The organism is Bifidobacterium criceti (genome assembly GCF_002286935.1).
Classification (GTDB): domain Bacteria; phylum Actinomycetota; class Actinomycetes; order Actinomycetales; family Bifidobacteriaceae; genus Bifidobacterium; species Bifidobacterium criceti.
Genome location: NZ_MVOH01000015.1, coordinates 103792 through 124978, shown reverse-complemented (window position 1 = coordinate 124978; position 21187 = coordinate 103792). Strand labels below are relative to the sequence as shown.

The following is a 21187-nucleotide window of genomic DNA, read 5'->3' as shown; positions in this document are numbered from 1 at the left end:
CTCGTGCTCAGAGCGCGCGTTCGGTCTTGTCATCGCTTTTGAGCAGCAGGAAGCTGCGTGACTGCGCGGTGATCGCGAATCCCGCCTCATAGTTGAGTTCGGGGCCGTCGGGATTGTGCGTATCGACGACGAGTTTCCATTTGCGCCCATACCGTTCGTCGGGAAGCGTGAACATGATCGGTTCGTAGTGGGCATTGAAGATGAGGATGAAATCGTTGTCGACGATCGTGTTGCCGTACCAGTCGGTCTCCGGGATGTCACCGCCGTTGAGGAACACCATGATCGACAGCGCATGCGTGTTCTGCCATGCCTCAAGATCCATGATCGAGCCGTTGTGGTCGAACCATTCGACTTGGGGCAACGCGTCTGCGGCCATGTCCGCCTCGCGGCCGGTGAAGAATCTGCGGCGGTGGAGCACCGGATGGTCGAGGCGCAGATGGATGAGCTTCGAGACGAAATTGCACATCTCGCGCTGGTAGTCCTTGAGGTCCCAGTGCGTCCATGAGATCTCGTTGTCCTGGCAGTATCCGTTGTTGTTGCCGAGCTGTGTGCGGCACACCTCATCGCCGCCGCAGATCATCGGGATGCCTTGGCTGAACAGCAGCGTCGAGAACATGTTGCGCATCTGCCGGTGCCGCAGCTCGTTGACGTCGCGAATCGTCGTCGGTCCTTCGACGCCGCAATTCCACGAGCTGTTGTTGTTCTCGCCGTCGCGGTTGCCTTCGCCGTTCGCCTCGTTGTGCTTGTTGTTGTAGCTCACAAGGTCGTTCATCGTGAATCCGTCGTGCGCGGTGATGAAATTGATCGATGCGACCGGTTTGCGTCCGTTGTGCTGGTAGAGGTCGGAGCTGCCCATGATGCGGCTCGCGAATTCAGGGAGTGTCGCCGGCTGGGAACGCCAGAAATCACGGACACAATCACGGTAGCGGCCGTTCCATTCCGACCAGTTCGGCGGGAAACCGCCGACCTGGTAGCCGCCGGAGCCGAGGTCCCACGGTTCGGCGATGAGTTTGACACGGGAGATGACCGGATCCTGTTCGACGATGTCGAAGAACGCGGACAACTTGTCGACCTCCTGGAACTGCCGTGCGAGCGTCGCGGCGAGGTCGAAGCGGAATCCGTCGACGTGCATCTCCTGCACCCAGTACCGCAGCGAATCGGTGATGAGTTGCAGCGTCTGCGGCGAACGCATGAGCAGTGAATTGCCGGTGCCCGTCGTGTCGAAATAGTGCAGTTTGTCGTTGTCGACGAGACGGTAGTAGGACAGGTTGTCGAGTCCTTTGAAGCTCAGCGACGGTCCTTTGTCGTTGCCTTCGGCGGTGTGGTTGTAGACGACGTCGAGGATGACCTCGATGCCCGCCGCATGGAATGCCTTGACCATCGAACGGAACTCGTTGACCTGTTCGCCGCGCTGCCCTTGGCTTGAATACGCGTTGTGCGGCGCGAAGAACCCGATCGTGTTGTATCCCCAGTAGTTGCTCAACCCTTTGTCCTGCAGGAAGGGGTCGTTGATGAACTGGTGGATCGGCATGAGTTCGATCGCCGTGATGCCGAGCTGCCTGAGGTAGGCGATGACGCTCGGATGCGCGAGTCCCGCATACGTGCCGCGGATTTCGGGCGGCACGCTCTTGTTGAGGTTCGTCATGCCGCGCACATGCGCTTCGTAGATGACCGAATCGGAGTATGGGATGTTCGGATGCTGGTCGTTGTCCCAATCGAAGAATGGGTTGACCACGACCGATTTCATCGTATGCCCCGCCGAATCGAGGTCGTTCATGTTGTCGGGGTTGTCGGCGTCGTTGAACCAGTACGAATACAGGCTCTCGTCACCGTCGATATTGCCTTCGATCGCCTTTGCGTAGGGGTCGAGGAGCAGTTTGTTCGGATTGCACCATTCGCCGTTGTGCGGATTGTACGGCCCGTAGACACGGTATCCGTACCGCTGCCCGGGTTGGATGCCCGGGATGTAGATATGCCATACGAATGAATTCTGTTCCGTCAGTTCGACACGTGTCTCGTTGTCCTGTTCATCGAACAGGCACAGTTCGACTTTGTCGGCCATACGTGAGAACAGTGCGAAATTGACACCCGCTCCATCGTAGCTTGCTCCGAGCGGGTACATGGAGCCAGGTCTTGTCTGCATGGTTTACAGTATCGCACATCCTCGTTTCGTTCACTGATGGTATCGAAGGATGACCATTCACGCGCGCGCGCATCCGCGTTCGCGTTCGAGGCGGCGCATTCGCTCATGTTGGATCGCGATGATCGAGTTCGACGCCGTGATCGGCAGCGACATGAGCGTGTCCCAATCAACCCATGCCGATTCGACATGTTCGTCGGCGTCGAACCGACATTCGCCTTGACGCCAGCCATCGAGGTGGAGGACGGCGATATGCGCGAGCTCGTCCGTCATGCCCTCCGACGAGTAGTAGTCGCCTGCGGTGTCGAAGGTGATGTCCCCGTCGGGGATGACGCCCGTCTCCTCACGTAGTTCGCGCAGCGAGGCCTCACGCGGATCCTCGCCGTCGTCGATGAGCCCGGCCGGCAATCCGATTGTGTAGATGTTCGCGCCCGCACGGTATTCGCGTTCGACAAGATAGCGGTCGGTGCGCGTGTCGTGGACGAGCATGACGACGCATGGCGCATGGACGATGACCTGCCGACGGATGAGCGTTTCGCCACCATCGTTGCGTGTGAGAGCGATTGTGCGGTCCTCGACGTCGAATATCGCGCCGCGATATGTCGTTTCGACATCGACGATGCGCGCAGGGACATCCATGTCGATGCCGTCGGACGTTCCGTCGAAACGGATGTCGAGCTGTGCGCGTGTGGACTGTGCATGTTCAGCGTCCATCGGTGTCCCCCATCGTGAAGTTCGCCCCCAGGCTCAGGTCCCAGGGGTCGGTGTTCGTTTTGTTCCATCGTACGTGTGGGCGTTCGCCTGTCGCGATCTCGATGGCCTGCGGCACATCGTGCATCGCATAGGCGAACCACATCGATTCGATTGCGCTGTGGGGGGTGTTGATGAGCGCGGGCCGCATGTGCGCGTCACCATGCCCGAGGGTGATGCCATCGGCGCGCATCGCGGCCTCATAGATGCTCTCCTGCTGTTCGTCGGTCGCCGGATGATGCCTGAGGTCGCTCGTCACATAGACATCGACACCGAGTGCGTTGACTTCGCGGAACAATGAGTCTCCCGAGCCTGGGAGTACGCCGACCGTCTGCACGGGGGCGTCGAGGTCGCCCGCGACCTGGATGCCGTAGCGTGTCGCCGGCAGCGCAGCGGCGACACGTTCGGCGAACGCGCGCAGCGGCATTGGCTCGGCGAGACGGCCCACTCTGCCCAAACCGACGGCGTGTGCCGTGCTCGCATCCTCGATCGGCACCATCGGCACCTGGTCGATGATCCCAAACGCGTCTGCCGCTGCCATGCCGACGCCCCGCCAGGCGGCGTCGGCGTTCGTATGTCCCACCCACAACGCGCAGTGGGCACGGTACAGACGCGCGACGATGTCGCCACGGAACGTGAGACCGGATACCTCGTGCACGGCGCGGAAGAACAATGGGTGGTGGCAGACAAGCAATTGCGCGCCTCCCGCGATCACGTCCTCGATGACATCAACCGTGGGATCGGCCGCGAACACAATCGAATCCACCGGATCGGTGAGGTCTCCGACGATGAGTCCCGGATGGTCCCATGATTCCGCATATCGCAGTGGATACAATGTCTCGAGCACGTCGACGACCTGTTTGAGGCTAGGCATTAAAGCTTCCTTTCCGTAAGGTACTGCATATTTTTAAGTCCTTTGATTCCGTCGGCCGTCCAAGACATGGTATCAGTGGGCCGCACGCTGCCAATCGGCGCCGACGCCCGTCGACACGTCAAGCGGCACGGCGAGGTCGACAGCGTGCTCCATCGCGTCCTTGACGAGCGCCGTCACCTCGTCGACCTCGCCGGCGGCGAGCTCGACGACGAGTTCGTCATGGATCTGCAGCACGATGCGGCTTCTGCAGTGCGCGTCGCGCAACGCACGCTCGGCGCGGATCATCGCGATCTTCATGATGTCGGCCGCCGACCCTTGGATCGGCGCATTGAGGGCGCCACGCTCCGCGGCGTCACGCAGCTGACGGTTCGGGGAGTTGAGGTCGGGGAAATACCGGCGGCGTCCGAAGATCGTCTCCGTATAGCCAGTCCTTCGCGCATGCGCGACAAGGGATTCGAGGTATTCGTGCACTTCACCGAAGGTCTCGAAATACTGGTCGCGCAGTTTCGTCGCCTCGGCGTTCGAAATGCCGAGCTGCTTGGACAATCCGTATGTGCTCAGCCCGTAGGCGAGCCCGTAGCTCATCGCCTTGACGCGGCTGCGTTCGTCCGGTGTCACGTCGTCGACCGGGATGCCGAAGACGAGGCTCGCGACGTACTTGTGGAAATCGGCGCCCGACTTGAACGCCTCGATGAGGGCGTCATCGCCCGACAGATCCGCCATGATGCGCAGCTCGACCTGCGAATAGTCGGCGCTGAGCAGATCGACGAAGTCGGGGCCCGGTACGAATCCGGAACGGATCTCACGTCCTGCGGCGTTGCGGTTCGGGATGTTCTGCAGGTTCGGATCGACCGAACTGAGACGCCCCGTCGCCGTGACCGTCTGCGTGAACGTCGTATGGATGCGGCCGTCGTGAGGATTGATCGCATCGATGAGCGTCTGCACAATCTGCTTGAGCTTGTTCGTCTCACGGTGCCGCAGCAACGCCCCAAGGAATTCGTTCGCCTTCGACCCTTCCTCGCTTGTCGCGAACAAGGTCTGCAACGCGGCCGCGTTCGTCGTGTACGACCCTTTCTTCGTCTTCTTCGTCGGCGCAAGCCCCATGTCCTTGAACAGCACGACGCCGAGCTGCTTGGGGCTCTGCAGATTGACGGGACGTCCCGCGGCCTCATAGGCGATCTGCTCCATATGCGCCGATTCGTCGGCGAATTGCGTGTACAACTCGTCGAAACGCGCACGGTCGACGCTCGCGCCGGTGTCCTCCATGAGGAACAGCACATAGGACATGGGCAGTTCGATGTCCCTCAGCAACGGGTATTGCTCACGCCGTTCGAGTTCGGGTGCGAGATGCCGTGCGAGCGCCGCGACAACGGCGGCGTTGTCGATGCATCGCTGTGCACGGTCGTCGGCGTCCTCGCCTTCCCCTTCGAATCCGAGTGTGCCCTGTTGTGGTTCGTCCCGCTGTTCGTCGACGTGCACCGCGAGGAAATGGGCGGCGCACTCTTCGAGTGTGCCCCCTTGGAAGTCGGGGTCGATGAGGTAGCCGGCGAGGTTCGTGTCGAAAAGCACGGTCGGCAATGTGAGTCCGGCGGCGGCGAGCATGTGCAGATGCTCTTTGAAGCCGTGGACGCTCAGTGTGCACGCATGTGTCGTCAGGAGTCCTTGCAGTGTGTCGTGGTAGCGTTCGTCATGTGGGTCGAATGCGACCGCATGGGCACCTGCGATGATCGCAACGGTGTGTGCGCGCGCATGTCCCGGTTTCGCGTCGCCGTCGATATGCAGCGTCCATGAATGCCGTACCGCGTCCACGCATTGTGTGCCCTGCCGTTCGTATTCGGCGGTCACGTCGGTCGTTGTGTCATGGCGTGCGGGTGTCGCGTCCGCTTGGGGGCAGTATTGGTCGATCCACATCTCGAATGATGCGGTGTCCTTCAGTTCGTCGACGAGTGGTTCGACGATTGGTGGGATTGTATGGTCGTGCGTTGCGATGGCGGCCGTATTCTCCCCGGTGTTGAACGTCGTCAGCAGTTTGTTGCGTGTGCGTTCGCCGAATTGCAGTTCGCGGAAGAGCCGTTCGATGAGGTCGGCGTCGACGTGCCCGTATCCCAGGTCGTCGATTGTCACGCCGAGGTCAAGGTCGCGTACGAGTGCGTTGACACGTCGGTTGAGTTTGACTTGTTCGATGTTCGCCCGGAGCGCCTCCCCTTTCTTCCCTCCGATGTCGTCGGCGTGCTCGATGATGCCGTCGAGTCCGCCGTATTGGTTGATCCATTTCGCGGCGAAGCCGTCACCGACACCGGGGACGCCGGGGATGTTGTCGGACGTCTCGCCGCGTAATGCGGCGAGGTCGGGGTATTGCCGCGGTGTGACGTGGTATTTCTCCTCGACAGCCGCCGGGTCCATGTGTTTGAGGTCTTTGAAATGGTATCCCGGGTAGAGCACGGTCACGTTGTCGTCGATGAGCTGGAACGCGTCTCGGTCGCCCGATAGGACGAGTGTCTTGTAGCCGTCGCGTTCGCCCATCGTCGCGAGTGTCGCGATGACGTCGTCCCCTTCGTATCCTTGTTTTTCGATGTACCGTACGCCGAGCGCCGTCAACGCCTGCTGGATGAGCGGCAGCTGGCTGAGCAGCTCCTCGGGGGCCGCTTCGCGTGTGCCTTTGTACTGGCCCAGCAGTTCGTTGCGGAATGTGCCGCCTTTGACGTCGAACGCGATGCCGATATGGTCGGGGTGTTCGGATTCGATGACCTGTGAGAGCATCGTGAGGAAGCCGTAGACGGCGTTCGTCGCCTGCCCTTCCTTCGTGCTGAAGTTTTCGACGGGAAGCGCGTAGAACGCGCGGAACGCGAGCGAATGGCCGTCGACGACGAGCAAGGTGCCGCGGGGGTTGGATGCTGGGGATTCCATGGATGTCCGATCATGTTTGGGGATGGGATGGTGGAGCTGACGCTCCGGAAACGGCATCGCGGGTGCGCGAAGCCGCAGTGGCACTCGTGCACCCGCGATGTGTCGGGATGGGTCCGGTTCAGTCCTTGTCCGAATCGTCGTCGCCGTATTTCTCGATGATGGCCTGGGCGAGGCGCTTCTTCGGAATGCGCTGGTCCATCGATGTCTTCTGGATCCAACGGAACGCGCCCTGTTCGGAGAAGTTCGCCTTGTCCATGAGCAGGCCCTTCGCACGGTCGACGAGTTTGCGCTCCTCAAGCGTGTCCTGCGTCTTCTTGAGTTGCTCCTCGGTGTCCTTGAGTTTGGCCTGCGTGTCCTTGAGTTCGGCCTCGTTGCGTTCGACGCTGTCAAGCAGTTCGTTGATCTCGGCGAAGCGTCCCATCGCGACGGCGAGCGCCGGGAGCAGTTTCGATTCCTCGTATGGTTTCGTCACATATGCCATCGCGCCGGCGCCGATCGCCTGCTTGACGAGGTCGATCTGCGAGAACGCCGTGAGCATGACGACGGGTGCGATGTTCTCATCGCATATGACGCCCGCCGCGGTGATGCCGTCCATATGCGGCATTTTGACGTCCATGCAGACGACGTCCGGTTTGAGTTCACGGGTGAGGGCGATGGCCTCCTCACCATTCGCCGCCTGTCCGACGACGTCGTAGCCGTTGTCTTCGAGCATCGCGACGAGGTCCATGCGGTTGACCGATTCGTCTTCGGCGACGACGACGGTGGGTTTGCGTTCCTCCGTCTGTGCCTGTTCGTCGGCGTTGTCCTGCTCGGTTCCGTCATCCTTGGCGAGCGTGTCGAGCTCCTCTTCCGTGAGGACCGCCTCTTCGTGTTCCTTGTCCATTTCCTGCAGTGTCATCCGTCCTGTGTCTCTTTCGCGTTGGCGACCATGCCCAGCTTGTGGCATGGCGCGTACAGTCGGTCTCATCGACGCCCACCCATGCGACGGACGCTCACACATCCTCGTCTGCCACGCGGGCGGACGGCGACGTCGATATCCTTATGCAGTATAGCGCACATCGTTGCATGCGCATCGTGCGTCGCGTATCGTGGGTCAGTCCTGCACCATATGGTTCGGCGACTCGTAGACGCGTTGGATCGCGATGATCGATTTGGCGTCGAGGATCGTGCCGTTGATGACCATCTTGTACGCCTCCTCCGGCGTGAAATACCGCACCGAGGACCGCAGGTCCTCAGGCGCCTCATCGGCGGACGCCGGCGTGAGTCCGGACGCGAAGAACAACGCCGTGTATTGAGTCGAATAGCTTGGCGTGTTGATGAACCTGCAGAATTGCGTCAGATGCGCGGCCGTATAGCCGACTTCCTCGGTGAGTTTGCGCTGCGCGACCTCCATCGGCCGCTCCCCCTGGCGAATCGCATGTCCCGCCGGGATCTCAAGCGTCCAACGGTGCACGGCGACGCGGTACTGTTCGATGAGCGGGATGAGACCATCGTCGGTCAGGCCGATGACACCCACCGAATCACCATTGTTCTTGTGCAGGATATACCGGTCGAAATGCCCGATGTCACGCGAATCGTAGGACACCTGGTCCACAGTGAAGTAATGCCCCCCCAATACCATCTGACGGGATTCCTCGACGACGGGCGCCGCGCGCCATGGATCGAACCTGCGGTACGTCTCCTTGCTCATGATGCTCCTTTCGGCTGAAACACTGTCCCCTAATTGTATATGGAGTGCAGGCGCCGACTTCCCGTTGAGAGGAAAACAGCGGATGGTACGCCCCACAACGGCGTGGTGATGGCGCATGCGCAAATCCGTGCCCACATCATCTCGCCATCGGATATGATTGCGAAAACCGGTGGTCGTGGGTATTCATAATTGCAACGTACCCGCACCACCCCAGCATGTCGTCCTCGGACAGGGCCGGATGCTTCGCGCGGATCTCCGCGATTCGGTCTGATTGTCGGCCATGATGGCATCCTCTCCTGTTGTGTGTTTCGCGCCCGGCCTGCGGGCAACAAAAATCCCCACCAGCCACTGGCCGATGGGGAAAAATGCAATGATGATCTTATTCTGGTATCGGGTCGAGATGATCAAGAATCTTACGTGTGTTCACGGTGTCGATCTCATCTGCTGTCTGATAGCGAGCCTCCCCTGTGTCCACATTCACGACGATGAATTGCAGCACTCCGGAGAAACCGCCTTCGATGCAATCAGCAGGCGTGAAATCATAAAGGATCCACCCGTTGTGAACGCCTAATGGTTCTCCAATGGAGTCGCCGTTCTTGTCGGCGAATCACGGCACCGGCCGTTTTCGCGCATGATGGGCAGGATGTTCTGCCAAGTCTTCTCGCCGTTGGGGAACCGTTCGGCGGCGCGGTAGCAGTCGTCGATCCATTGTTGTTCCCGTTCGGCGGGCTGCCGGTCGCCGTACACGACCTCGACGGCGCATCCGCAGTGCGCATGGTATTTGCCGCTTGGCGTGTCCGCCGTCAACGCTGTTTTTCTCGCTCAGATAGACGGGGCCGCGGGAGACGAGCCTCGCGCAGAACGCGCACGGGTCCCCCGTCGGACACGAGCCGCCAGCCGATGGCACGCGGATCCTTCTTCGCACATTCCTGTATCGTGCGCCGCCATCCGGTGAGCACGACCTCATGGAACTGGCCGAGGAACAGGGACGCTCGCGACCTCCCACGCCGCCTCCTCGCTCTCGCCTTTCGCCAGGTGCCACAGGACGCTCCTCGCACCCATCCAATCGAAGTGCATGTTGATGCGCCTGATGATGAACTCCCCAAAACCCATCCATCACCATTCAACGCGAGACTGCACAAGGAAGAAGGAGCCCCAGACCTCCACTCGTATCGCGTCGCAGCGCATGAACATACCTATAACAGCATAGTTGCGATGCATATCTCGATGAAGGAAAGAAGATGGCATGGCACCGGCGGAAATCACCACCAGTCCGGGGATTCGTTCTGAGTTTTGCGGTATATCGTGTCCAAACCGTGTCCAAACCGGTGTGCGGCCGGATATGCGAGGGACCGAGGTTCGTTGGTTTTCCAACGTTCCTCGGCCCCTCGTCTTTTGGTGCCCCCGGTGGGACTCGAACCCACACTGTACAGATTTTGAGGCTGTCTCCTCTACCAATTGGGATACAGGGGCGTCGCAAGGCGACATTGAGCAACTATACCATACCGGTGGCACCGCACGACACGCAGATAGGCGATGGCCGCCCATCCACCACTGGCGGACGGGCGGCCATCTGATGCGATATGCGGTCACCGGTCATGCCGGATATGCGCTCAGTCGCAAGCGCCGACGGTGTGCACGTAGATCGAGTCGGTGCGGCCCGGCTGATGATCGCCCTGCGCGGAGCTCAGGACGACGATCTTGTCGCCGTTGGAGACCTTGCCCGCCTCACGCAGCACCTTGTCGGTGAAGATCATGAGGTCCTTGCGGGACATGTCGTGGTAGTCCTCGTCAAGCAGGAGGCCTTCGGTGCCCCAGCTGAGCGCGAGCCAGTGGTAGGTGTGCTCGTTCGTCGTCAGACCGTAGATCGGCGTCGCCGGGCGTTCGCGCGAAACGCGGTGCACGGTCGAACCGGTCTGCGTGTAGGCGACGATCGCCTTCGCGTTGAGCTTCTCGGCGAGGTCGACGGCGGCCGAGGAGACGGCGCCCGTGCTCGACATGTCGAGGTCCCTGAGCTTCGGGATGCGGTCGAAGCCATGCTCGGTCGCATATCCGGAGATGCGGGCCATCGTCTTGACGGTCTCGGTCGGATACTCGCCAACGGCGGTCTCATTCGACGTCATCGTCGCATCGGTGCCGTCGAGGACGGCGTTCGCGCAATCGGACGCCTCAGCGCGCGTCGGGACCGGGGAATGCACCATCGAACCGAGGACCTCGGTCGCGACGATGACCGGCTTCGCGTACTGGCGGGACAGCTCGATGCAGCGCTTCGTGACGAGCGGAACCTCTTCGAACGGCATCTCGACGGCCATGTCGCCACGGGCGACCATGATGCCGTCGAACACCTTGACGATGTCTTCGAGGTTCTCGACCGCCTGCGGCTTCTCGATCTTCGCGACGATCGGGATGCGGCGGCCCTCCTCGTCCATGATCTCATGGGCGCGGTCGATGTCGGTCGCGAAGCGGACGAAGGACATCGCGATGATGTCCGCGCCGGTCTGGATGGCCCAACGCAGGTCTTTCTCGTCCTTCTCGGTGAGCGCCGGCAGCGAGACGGCGACGCCAGGGAGGTTGATGCCCTTGTGGCTCGAGACCGGGCCGGCGACGATGACCTTCGTATGGACGTTGTTGCCTTCGACCTTCGTCACCTCAAGGCGGACCTTGCCGTCGTCGATGAGGATCGGGTCGCCGGGATGGCAATCGCCCGGCAGGCCCTTGAACGTCGTGGACGTGATGTGCTCGTCGCCTTCGACGTCATCGGTCGTGATGATGAACTCCTGGCCCTCCTTGAGCAGGACCTTGTCCTCGCCTTCGGCGTTCTTCTTGAACCAGCCGCAGCGGATCTTCGGCCCCTGCAGGTCGACGAGGACCGCGACGTTACGGCCGGTCGTCTTCGAGGCTTCGCGCACGTTGTTGTAGACGCGGAGGTGGTCTTCCGGGGTGCCGTGCGAGCGGTTGAGACGAGCGACGTCCATTCCCGCCTCAACGAGCGCGGTGAGGTTCTCGAGAGATTCGGTCGCCGGACCGATGGTATCTACGATCTTTGCTTTGCGCATGAATGCCTGCCTATTCTTTGTGTTATTTCTTCGGTGTGACCCGAATGCCGTTATCAGCTTACTCCATCGTGGCGCTTGTGCGCGGTTTCGCCAAGCAGTATATGTGAGCGCTCACATAAGTATCGCATGACATGTCGTCAACACGACGTACATGCGGCGGCCGAGATCATCCCCGTTCAACCGAACGCATCTTGATGACGCTCGCAATCGCCGCGCCGCCGATCGCGAGCACAATGACGGCGAGCGACATCCATGTCGGCACTTCGGGTACCGCGGTGATTGGCCGCCCCCCGTTGATGAACGGCAATGTGTTGCCGTGGAGCGCCTCAAGGATAAGCTTGACGCCGATGAATCCCAGCACGACCGACAATCCGACCGGAAGATAGACAAGCTTGTCGAGCAGCGCGCCGAGCAGGAAATACAGCTGCTGCAAGCCAAGGAGCGCGAACACGTTCGACGTGAACACGATGAACGGGTCCTTCGTCAGCCCGAATATCGCAGGAATCGAATCGAACGCGAACATGACGTCGGTCGTGCCGATTGTCAGGAACACGAACAGCATCGGTGTCCAATAGCGCACACCGTCCTTCGTGACGCGCAGCCGCTCCCCGTCGTATTCGTTCGTGATATGGCTCACCTTACGCAATGCGCGAATGAGCGCGTTCTCATGGAACTCCTCGTCATCGTCCTCGCCGCGCGCGACCTTGACCGCAGTGTAGATGAGGAACGCGCCGAAAAGGAAGAACACCCAGGTGAACCGCTGGACGAGCGCCGCGCCGACAAGGATGAACACGCCGCGCAACACGAGCGCAATCGTGATGCCGACCGACAGCACGAATTTCTGCAGCTGCTTCGGCACCGCGAAATTCGACATGATGATGACGAACACGAACAGGTTGTCGATGCTCAGCGAATACTCGGTGAGCCATCCCGAATAGAACTCGACCGCGGGCTTCGCGCCCGCGACCCACCAGATGAGCCCACCGAAGACGAGCGCCATCGCGACGAAGAACGCGATGTGCCGGACGCACTCCTTCGTCGACGGCACATGCGGGCGCCGGCCGAGGATGAAGAGGTCGACGATGAAGAAGACGGCGAGCACAACATACGTGCCGATCATGAACGAGAGGGGGGTTTCTGCCATAGGCACCCAGCTTACGGAGCGTCGGCGACGGTGTGCGGCTCATGGGCGGCCGGCGCCGCACACAATGGACGGCGAGGCCCCGGCACACTCAGCGCTTGGCCTCGGTCATCGCGCGCAGTTCCTTCTTGAGGTCGCGGATTTCGTCGCGCAGGCGCGCGGCGAGTTCGAACTGGAGCTGTTCGGCGGCGGTGTGCATCTGATCGGACAGCTGGCGGATAAGGTCTGCGAGGTCCTGCGCCGGCAGTCCGGCCTTGAGGATCTCCTCGTGCCTGCGGTCCGCTTCCTTCGCGCTCACCGATGGGACTCCGAGGTGTGAATTGCCGGCCTTGCCCGCATTGCGGTATCCGCCTTCAAGGAGGGTCTGCGTGTCGACATCCTCCTTCGCGAGCATGTCGTTGACGTCGCTGATCTTCTTGATGAGCGGCTTGGGGTCGATGCCGTGCTCCTTGTTGTAGGCAATCTGGATCTCGCGGCGGCGCTCGGTCTCCCCGATCGCCTTCTCCATCGCGGCGGTCATATCGTCGGCATACATGATGACGGTTCCGGAGACGTTGCGCGCCGCGCGGCCGATCGTCTGGATGAGCGAACGGTAGGACCTGAGGAATCCCTCCTTGTCCGCGTCGAGGATCGCGACGAGCGAGACCTCAGGCAAATCGAGGCCCTCACGCAGCAGGTTGATGCCGACGATGACGTCGATCTTGCCTTCGCGCAGTTCGCGCAGCAGCTCGACACGGCGCAATGTGTCGACGTCGGAATGCAGGTATTCGACCTTGATGCCGCGTTCGAGCAGATAATCGGTGAGGTCCTCGGCCATCTTCTTCGTGAGCGTCGTGACAAGCGCGCGCTCGTGCTTCGCGACCCTGTCCTTGATTTCGGCGAGCAGGTCGTCGATCTGGCCGTCGACAGGACGTACTTCGACCTTCGGGTCGACGAGTCCGGTAGGACGAATGATCTGCTCGACGACGCCGTCGGACAGACCAAGCTCATAGTCACCGGGCGTCGCGGACAGGTAGACGGTCTGCCCGACACGTTCGAGGAACTCAGGCCACTTGAGCGGCCGGTTGTCCATCGCGGACGGCAGGCGGAAGCCATGTTCGACAAGTGTGCGTTTGCGGCTCGCGTCGCCTTCGTACATCGCACCAATCTGCGGAACGGTCACATGGGACTCGTCGATGACGAGCAGGAAATCGTCGGGGAAGAAATCAAGGAGCGTATGCGGCGGCGTACCGGGGGCACGCCCGTCGAAATGCCGCGAATAGTTCTCGACACCCGAGCACACGCCGACCTGCGAGAGCATCTCGAGGTCATACGTCGTACGCATCGTCAGGCGTTGCGCCTCAAGCTCCTTGCCCTGCTTGCGCAATGCGGCGACGCGCTCGTCAAGTTCCTGCTGGATCGATGTGAGTGCTTTCTCCATGCGTTCGGGACCCGCCACATAATGCGACGCCGGGAAGATGTGCACTTCCTCCTGCTCACCGATGACGTCGCCGGTGAGCGGATGCAGCATCGAGATGCGGTCGATCTCGTCGCCGAAGAACTCGATGCGCACGGCGAGCTCCTCATAGACGGGGATGATCTCGACGGTGTCGCCACGCACACGGAACGTGCCGCGCGTGAACGCGATGTCGTTGCGCGTGTACTGCATGTCGACGAACAACCTCAGCAGATGGTCGCGGTCGATCTGCTGGCCCTGCCTGAGGAACAGCATGCGTCCCGCATACTCCTCCGGCGTACCGAGGCCGTAGATGCACGAGACGGTCGCGATGACGACGCAGTCGCGGCGCGTGAGCAGGTTCGCCGTCGCAGCGTGCCGCAGCCGCTCGACGTCGTCGTTGATGTTCGAGTCCTTCTCGATGTAGGTGTCGGTCTGCGGGATGTACGCCTCGGGCTGGTAGTAGTCGTAATACGAAACGAAGTAGCTCACGGCGTTGTCGGGCATGAGTTCACGGAATTCCGCACACAATTGCGCGGCGAGCGTCTTGTTCGGTTCGATGATGAGCGTCGGGCGTTGCAGCCGTTCGATGAGCCACGCGGTCGTCGCGGTCTTGCCGGTTCCGGTCGCGCCCATGAGCACGACGTCGTTCTCGCCGTTCTCGATGCGCGTGGCGAGTTCCTCGATCGCCTGGGGCTGGTCCCCTGAAGGCTTGTATGGCGACTTGACGACGAACGGCTTGTTCGTGCGCTCGATATTGAATCCCATGGCGATCCTTACTCCTCGTCGAACCATTCCTCAACGAGGGTATCAACATAATCGAACATCTGTTCTAACGGCTGGGTTGCATCGATGACGACATTGGCGTACCGCAGACGGGACGCGTCATCGCCCTGCTCGCGTACACGCACGCGCGCCTCCTCGACGGACATGCCACGCGTATCAACAAGCCTGCGTACACGCACATCTTCCGGCACCACAACGCAGGCCACGGCGTCGAATGCGAACGGAATCGATTCCATGACCTCTCCCAACAACGGAATGTCATGGACGATGACGTGTTTGCGGCCGTCGCCCACGATCCGCCGTTCCCTATTGCGGGCAAGCTCATAGATTTGCGGATGCATGATGCCGTTGAGCGTGGCGACCGCGCTTTGCGGCACGCCCTCGCCGAACACGCGCTCGGCCAATGCACGGCGGTCGACGCCACCCCGCTCGTCCAGAATACCGGGGCCAAACGCCCCCACGAGCGGGTTGATGGCCGGCGAGCATGGTTCCTGCAGGATATGCGCGAGGAAGTCATAGTCAATCACATCGGCACCATCTTGAGCCATTCTCGCCGCGACGGTGCTTTTGCCCGCGGCAATGCCACCGGTGAGCGCGATGCGCATACACGATACTCCTCCGATGCCCTGCATCATCCCTCCTTCTCGGTCCATATGCGCCGATGCCTGCCTCGTCGAGTCGTATATGGCAGGAGGCGCCACGCGCGCGTTGCGCATGGCGCCTCCGTAACGAAGCCGGGCCGGCTAGGGCTCACTTCTTCTCGTTCAGCAGCTGCTCACGCAGGGCGGCGAGCTGATCGGAATCGGCGAGCGTGCCGTTGGACTCGGAATCGGACGAGTAGTTCGAGATCTCCTCGACCTTCTCTTCCTTCGGGGCATTCTGGCCGTCTTCGGCGGCCGAGGCCTCGGCGTTCTCGAGTTCCTTCGCGACGAATTCCTTGTGCTGCTCCCACAGGTCGTGGGCGGCGGCGTACTGGGATTCCCATTCCTCGCGCTGCTTCTCGTATCCGGCGATCCACTCGTTCGTGTTCGGGTCGAAGCCTTCCGGATACTTGTAGTTGCCTTCCTCGTCGTACTCGGCCGGCATGCCGTAGAGGGCCGGGTCGAAGTCCTCGGAAGCCGGGTCGACGGAGTCGTTGGCCTGCTTGAGCGACAGCGAGATGCGGCGACGATCGAGATCGACGTCAATGACCTTGACGAAGACCTCTTCGCCCGGCTTGACGACGGTCTCGGGGTTCTCGACGTGGCGGTTCGCGAGCTCGGAGATGTGCACGAGACCCTCGATGCCGTCCTCGACGGAGATGAAGACACCGAACTGGACGATCTTCGTGACCTTGCCGCGGACGATCTGGCCCGGCACATGCGTGCGGGCGAAGCGCTGCCACGGATCCTCCTGCGTCGCCTTGAGCGACAGCGAGATGCGCTCGCGGTCGAGATCGACGTCGAGCACCTCGACGGTGACCTTGTCGCCGACCTTGACGACTTCGGACGGGTGGTCAATGTGCTTCCAGGAGAGCTCGGAGACGTGGATGAGGCCGTCCACACCGCCAAGGTCGACGAATGCGCCGAAGTTGACGATCGAAGACACGACGCCTTCGCGGATCTGGCCCTTCTTGAGCTGCGAGAGGAAGGTCTCGCGCACTTCGGACTGGGTCTCCTCGAGGTACTGGCGGCGCGACAGGACGACATTGTTGCGGTTCTTGTCGAGCTCAAGGATCTTCGCCTTGATCTTCTGGCCGATGTACGGGGACAGGTCACGCACACGGCGCATCTCGACGAGCGACGCCGGCAGGAAGCCACGCAGACCGATGTCCACGATGAGACCGCCCTTGACGGCTTCGATGACGGTGCCTTCGACGACGCCGTCGTCTTCCTTGATCTTCTCGATGTCGCCCCAGGCACGCTCGTACTGTGCGCGCTTCTTCGACAGGATGAGACGTCCTTCCTTGTCTTCCTTCGTGACGACAAGGGCCTCGATCGTGTCACCGACCTTGACGACCTCATCCGGGTCGACGTCCTTCTTGATGGAAAGCTCGCGGGAGGGGATCACACCCTCGGTCTTGTAGCCGATGTCCAGGAGGACCTCATCGTGGTCGACCTTGACGACCGTGCCCTCAACCAGATCACCATCATCGAAGTTCTTGATGGTGGAATCGACTGCCTTGATGAAGTCATCGACGGTGCCGATATCGTTGATGGCGACCTTTTCGACTTCCTTATTGTTTTCTGCCATTAATGTGGTTCTTACAAAATAGTGGATGGATAATATCGATATTCAGTTATCGCGGCCGCGCACGCGCGCGGTCAAAGGATAAGACTACCGCGAGCCATGCCCAAACACGTCCTTATCATTTCGGGCGTGTCGCGCCTGCTGGCGCGCCGTGCGCCGCGGACCGCATCCACATGCGCACGCCATATCCAACGGCCCGGCGCGCGCTATTCCCCCGCCGCGCGTTCCGCGGCCTCGACGACATTGCGCAGCAGCATCGCGCGCGTCATCGGCCCCACCCCACCTGGATTGGGCGTATACGCGCCGGCGACGTCATAACAGCCGTGGTCGATGTCGCCGTGGATGCGCATGCGCCCCGATTCGTCCGCGACTCGCGAGACCCCGACGTCGACGAGCACGGCCCCCGGTTTGACATCGTCCGGTTTGACGAATCCGGCGGATCCGACGGCGGCGATGATGACATCCGCTTCACGCATATGCGCGGCGACGTCCTTCGTGCCGGTGTGGCACAACGTGACGGTCGCGTTCACATCGGCGCGTGTGAGCATGAGCCCGATCGTCCTGCCGATTGTGATGCCGCGCCCAAGCACGCACACCTCGCTGCCGTCAAGGTCGATGCCGTAATGGTCGAGCAACGTGAGCACACCGTTCGGCGTACACGGCAGCGGCGTCGTCAGTGCGCCTCGTGTATGCAGGACAAGTTCCCCGAGATTGTAGGGGTGCATGCCGTCCGCGTCCTTCGCCGGATCGATCGCGTCGATGACGGCGTTCTGGTCGATGCCTCCGGGCAACGGCAACTGGACGATGTAGCCGGTGCATGCGGGGTCGGCGTTGAGCTCGGCGATGACGTCGAGCAGTTCCCGCTGCGTCGCGTCGGCGGGGAGTTCATGGCGGATCGACGCGATGCCGACCTCCTCGCAGTCGCGGTGCTTGCCGGCGACGTATTTGACCGAGCCGGGATCGGAGCCGACAAGCACGGTGCCGAGACCCGGCACGATGCCCCTCGCACGCAGGACACGTACGCGCTCTGCCAAATCCGCCTTCACACGGGCGGCGACCGCTTTGCCGTCGAGTATCATTGCCATGAGGAAAACCCCTTCATTGCCGTGGAACGATGTGCCTTGCCGTATCGTACGATACCGCCGCGCCAACGCGCGTGCGCCGGCGCGGCGCACGCGGGTCACGGCCGTGAGCATATGCAAAGGAAACCACCGCCATGAGCATTTCAACTCCGCCCCACCGCCTGCGGGCGGCCATCGCAGCCGCCATCGCGTTCGCGCTGGGCGTGACGCTCGCGGGCTGCTCCTTCTCCAAGCAGGAGGAGCCCTCGCCTTCCGCCTCGGCGAAGCAGACGACGGGGCCGATCACCGTCGTCGCGTCGCTCAACCAATGGGGGTCGCTTGCCGCCCGCATCGGAGGGAACGACGCAAAAGTCACATCGATCCTGTCGTCGACGACGTCGGACGCCCACGACTTCGAGCCGACCGCACAGGATGTCAAGACGCTGCACGCCGCCGACGTCGTCATCGTCAACGGCGCCGGATACGACACATGGGCGAGCAAGAACCTGCCGTCGTCGGTCACGCTCGTCTCCGCCGCCGACATCGTCGGCGCTATGGACGGCGACAATCCGCATCTGTGGTTCTCGCGGGACGCGCGGTACGCGATGGCCGACGCGATCAAGGACACGTTCACGCAGTTGCGCGCGAAGGAATCGAAGACGTTCTCGACGAACCTCGAGAACTGGAAGAAGGACGAGGATGCGCTTGAACAGCGTATCGAGGCGTTCGGCAAGGGGCATGACGACCTCACCTACGCGGCGACCGAGTCGGTCGCCTACTATCTGATGAACGACATGGGCTTCGAGGACAAGACACCAAGCGGCTATGCACGCGCGATGGCATCGGATTCCGAACCCTCCGCCGCGGACATCAAGGACTTCCAGAAGCTGCTTGACGACGGTGGCGCCAAGCTGCTCGTCAACAACCCGCAGGAGGAGAATGAGACGACGCAAGGATTCGTCGACATCGCGCGCAAAGGCAAGACGCCGGTGCTCGACGTCACCGAGCAGATGCCCGGGGAGTACAAGGACCTGACATCATGGATCGAGGCGCTGTTCGACACGGTCGAACAGGACATGGGGACATGCCCGGCGTCCTCGAAGGATTGCCCGACCGGCAACGCGACCGATGAGGCCGGCGACGCCGCCAACGGCGGCAACACCGAACAGGACCGTGCCATCGACGAAGGCGACGACGACTAAAGACCGGCCCATCGCACCACAACCGTTCGTGTAAGGGGCGACCGTCGGATGACGGTCGCCCCTTACACGATGATCGGGCCTGACGCGGGCCCTTCACCCAGGCGGATGGGCATTATTGAGAATCATTGTCAATATCGGTTGCGATACTGTTCGCGTCCGAATGACAAGACAAGGAGCCGTCATGCAACGGATGGATACGGCCCCCTCCCGAGGGCCGAGCGTCGAATGCCGGGACATCGCCATCAAACGCGGTGACAACACGATATGGAGCCACGGCACATTCACAATTCCCCGTGGCACCATCACGGCGATCGTCGGCACGAACGGGGCCGGGAAGACGACGCTCATGAAGGCCGAGCTCGGACTCATCCCGCTCTCACACGGAACGATGCGCGTACTCGGGGCCGCCCCGGGCGAGCGCAACTCCCGCATCGGCTATGTGCCACAAAGCTACACGAACGACATCGATTCGAACCTCACCGCCGAGCAATCGGTCCTGCTCGGGCTGACCGGCACCCGTTTCGGCTTCCATCCCGTGACGCGCGCACAGCGCGCGAAAGCGTATGAGGCGATGGCGTTCATCGGCATCGCCGACAAAGCCGGCTTGAGGCTTTCCGAATTGTCCGGCGGGCTGCGCCAACGCGTCGCGATCGCCCAGGCCCTCGTATGCGACCCCGAGCTGCTCATGCTCGACGAGCCTCTCGCGAACCTTGACCTGGCGAGCCAGCGCACGGCGGTGCAGATTCTCGCGAAGCTCAACGCCGAGTTCGGCATGTCGATCCAAATCGTCGCGCACGACCTCAACATGCTGTTGCCGATCCTCACGGGCGCCGTCTATCTGCTCGACGGGCACCCGCACTACGCGAAGCTCAACGACGTGCTCGACTCACGGCTGCTCACACACCTGTATGGCACGAAGGTGCAGGTCGTCACGACGCCCCAGGGCGACATGTTCGTCACGCCGAACATGTCCGAATCGGCCGGGGAACGCGACATGCACGACGCGGGCGAAATCGCACGGTTCCGCCATCACGGCGGCGCGTCGGCGCATGCCGGCGCGGAAGGGGAGGCACAATGAATTCGTTCAGTTACGACCCAGCATGGGCCGAGACACTCACGACGCCGTTCATGCTCAACGCGGCCCTCGCCGGCCTGTGCATAGCCGTCGCCGCCGGTGTCGTCGGCTATTTCACGATTGCGCGGCATTCGACGTTCGCCGCCCATGCGATCGCGCACATCGGCCTGCCGGGCGCGACGGGAGCCGTATTGCTTGGCCTGCCGGTCGCGGTCGGTCTCGGCGGGTTCGCGCTCGGTGGCGCGCTCGTCATCGCGGCGCTCGGCAAGCGCGCCTCGGAGCGCGAGATCGCGACCGGCACGGTCCTTGCATTCGCGACGGGACTGGGCCTGTTCTTTGCGCGCATGTCGAGTTCCGCATCGCAACAGCTGCAATCGATTCTCTTCGGTTCGATCCTGACGATAACCGATGACCAGATCATCGGCTTCGCGGTCTTCGACGCCATCCTGCTCGCCGTCATCACGGTCATCTACCGCCCGTTGCTGTTCAGCTCGCTCGATGAACAGGTCGCACAGGCGAAAGGCGTGCCAATCGGCATCATGAACGCGCTCTTCATGGCCATCCTCGCCGGAGTCATCACGATCGCCGTGCCGGCTGTCGGCACATTGCTCATCTTCGCGCTCGTCGTCACACCGGCCGCGACCGCGACAATCGTCACGACGACACCGTTGCGCGCGATCCTCGTCTCGACGGCGCTCTGCCTTGTCTCGATATGGGGAGGGCTCGTCATCGCCGCGATGTTCCCCGCTCCCCCGAGCTTCGTCATCGTGACGCTTTCGACACTGTTCTGGGGCATCGCGAAAGGCATCGAATCACTGCGCCACCACTCCGCGGCGTGAGC

At 61.9% G+C, this 21187-nt stretch carries 16 protein-coding genes and 1 tRNA gene; 3 read left to right on the top strand and 14 right to left on the bottom strand.

Annotated elements, in window-relative coordinates; all coding sequences use genetic code 11:
• Positions 1–7: 7 nt before the first annotated feature.
• The 14 genes from glgX to B1526_RS07030 form a co-directional block, all read right to left on the bottom strand.
• Positions 8–2143, bottom strand: a complete 2136-nt coding sequence (gene glgX / locus B1526_RS07100) for a glycogen debranching protein GlgX (RefSeq protein WP_201260140.1) — start codon at positions 2141–2143, stop codon at positions 8–10.
• A 57-nt stretch (positions 2144–2200) separates the two neighbouring features.
• Positions 2201–2854, bottom strand: coding sequence for an NUDIX hydrolase (locus B1526_RS07095; RefSeq protein ID WP_095615358.1), 654 nt, complete (start codon positions 2852–2854; stop codon positions 2201–2203).
• Positions 2844–3764, bottom strand: a complete 921-nt coding sequence (locus B1526_RS07090; protein WP_095615357.1) for a Nif3-like dinuclear metal center hexameric protein — start codon at positions 3762–3764, stop codon at positions 2844–2846. Before B1526_RS07090 ends, B1526_RS07095 begins: the two co-directional genes overlap by 11 nt.
• Positions 3765–3836: 72 nt before the next feature.
• On the bottom strand, positions 3837–6671 hold the full coding sequence (polA, locus tag B1526_RS07085) for a DNA polymerase I (RefSeq protein WP_095615356.1): 2835 nt from the start codon (positions 6669–6671) through the stop codon (positions 3837–3839).
• Positions 6672–6789: 118 nt separating this feature from the next.
• Positions 6790–7569, bottom strand: a complete 780-nt coding sequence (locus B1526_RS07080; RefSeq protein ID WP_095615355.1) for an ANTAR domain-containing response regulator — start codon at positions 7567–7569, stop codon at positions 6790–6792.
• 195 nt (positions 7570–7764) lie between these two features.
• Positions 7765–8361 (bottom strand): NUDIX domain-containing protein, encoded by a 597-nt coding sequence (locus B1526_RS07075; RefSeq protein ID WP_095615354.1) that lies wholly within the window; start codon positions 8359–8361, stop codon positions 7765–7767.
• A 567-nt stretch (positions 8362–8928) separates the two neighbouring features.
• On the bottom strand, positions 8929–9168 hold the full coding sequence (locus tag B1526_RS07065; protein WP_095615352.1) for a hypothetical protein: 240 nt from the start codon (positions 9166–9168) through the stop codon (positions 8929–8931).
• A gap of 589 nt (positions 9169–9757) precedes the next feature.
• Positions 9758–9834: transfer RNA gene (locus tag B1526_RS07060), tRNA-Leu, on the bottom strand.
• A 140-nt stretch (positions 9835–9974) separates the two neighbouring features.
• Positions 9975–11417 carry a pyruvate kinase gene (pyk, locus tag B1526_RS07055; RefSeq protein WP_095615351.1) on the bottom strand — a complete coding sequence of 481 codons (1443 nt, stop codon included), beginning with the start codon at positions 11415–11417 and terminating at the stop codon, positions 9975–9977.
• A gap of 166 nt (positions 11418–11583) precedes the next feature.
• Positions 11584–12561: a TerC family protein gene (locus tag B1526_RS07050; RefSeq protein WP_095615350.1), complete on the bottom strand. Its 978-nt coding sequence runs from the start codon at positions 12559–12561 to the stop codon at positions 11584–11586.
• An 88-nt stretch (positions 12562–12649) separates the two neighbouring features.
• On the bottom strand, positions 12650–14761 hold the full coding sequence (uvrB, locus tag B1526_RS07045) for an excinuclease ABC subunit UvrB (RefSeq protein WP_095615349.1): 2112 nt from the start codon (positions 14759–14761) through the stop codon (positions 12650–12652).
• A gap of 8 nt (positions 14762–14769) precedes the next feature.
• Positions 14770–15384, bottom strand: a complete 615-nt coding sequence (gene coaE, locus B1526_RS07040) for a dephospho-CoA kinase (RefSeq protein ID WP_235607096.1) — start codon at positions 15382–15384, stop codon at positions 14770–14772.
• A gap of 145 nt (positions 15385–15529) precedes the next feature.
• Entirely contained in the window at positions 15530–17011 is a 1482-nt protein-coding gene (gene rpsA, locus B1526_RS07035) for a 30S ribosomal protein S1 (RefSeq protein WP_024541270.1), read from the bottom strand.
• Between the two features lie 203 nt (positions 17012–17214).
• Positions 17215–18093, bottom strand: coding sequence for a bifunctional methylenetetrahydrofolate dehydrogenase/methenyltetrahydrofolate cyclohydrolase (locus tag B1526_RS07030; protein ID WP_095615408.1), 879 nt, complete (start codon positions 18091–18093; stop codon positions 17215–17217).
• A gap of 131 nt (positions 18094–18224) precedes the next feature.
• Between B1526_RS07030 and B1526_RS07025 the strand changes: the two genes are divergently transcribed.
• The 3 genes from B1526_RS07025 to B1526_RS07015 all read left to right on the top strand — a co-directional run bounded on the left by B1526_RS07025 (position 18225) and on the right by B1526_RS07015 (position 21185).
• Positions 18225–19271 (top strand): metal ABC transporter solute-binding protein, Zn/Mn family, encoded by a 1047-nt coding sequence (locus tag B1526_RS07025; RefSeq protein WP_095615348.1) that lies wholly within the window; start codon positions 18225–18227, stop codon positions 19269–19271.
• Between the two features lie 181 nt (positions 19272–19452).
• Positions 19453–20349, top strand: a complete 897-nt coding sequence (locus B1526_RS07020; RefSeq protein ID WP_407641010.1) for a metal ABC transporter ATP-binding protein — start codon at positions 19453–19455, stop codon at positions 20347–20349.
• Complete coding sequence (locus B1526_RS07015; protein WP_095615346.1) at positions 20346–21185, top strand: metal ABC transporter permease; 840 nt, start codon at positions 20346–20348, stop codon at positions 21183–21185. The genes B1526_RS07020 and B1526_RS07015 overlap by 4 nt, the downstream gene beginning before the upstream one ends.
• The last annotated feature ends 2 nt before the right edge of the window (positions 21186–21187 follow it).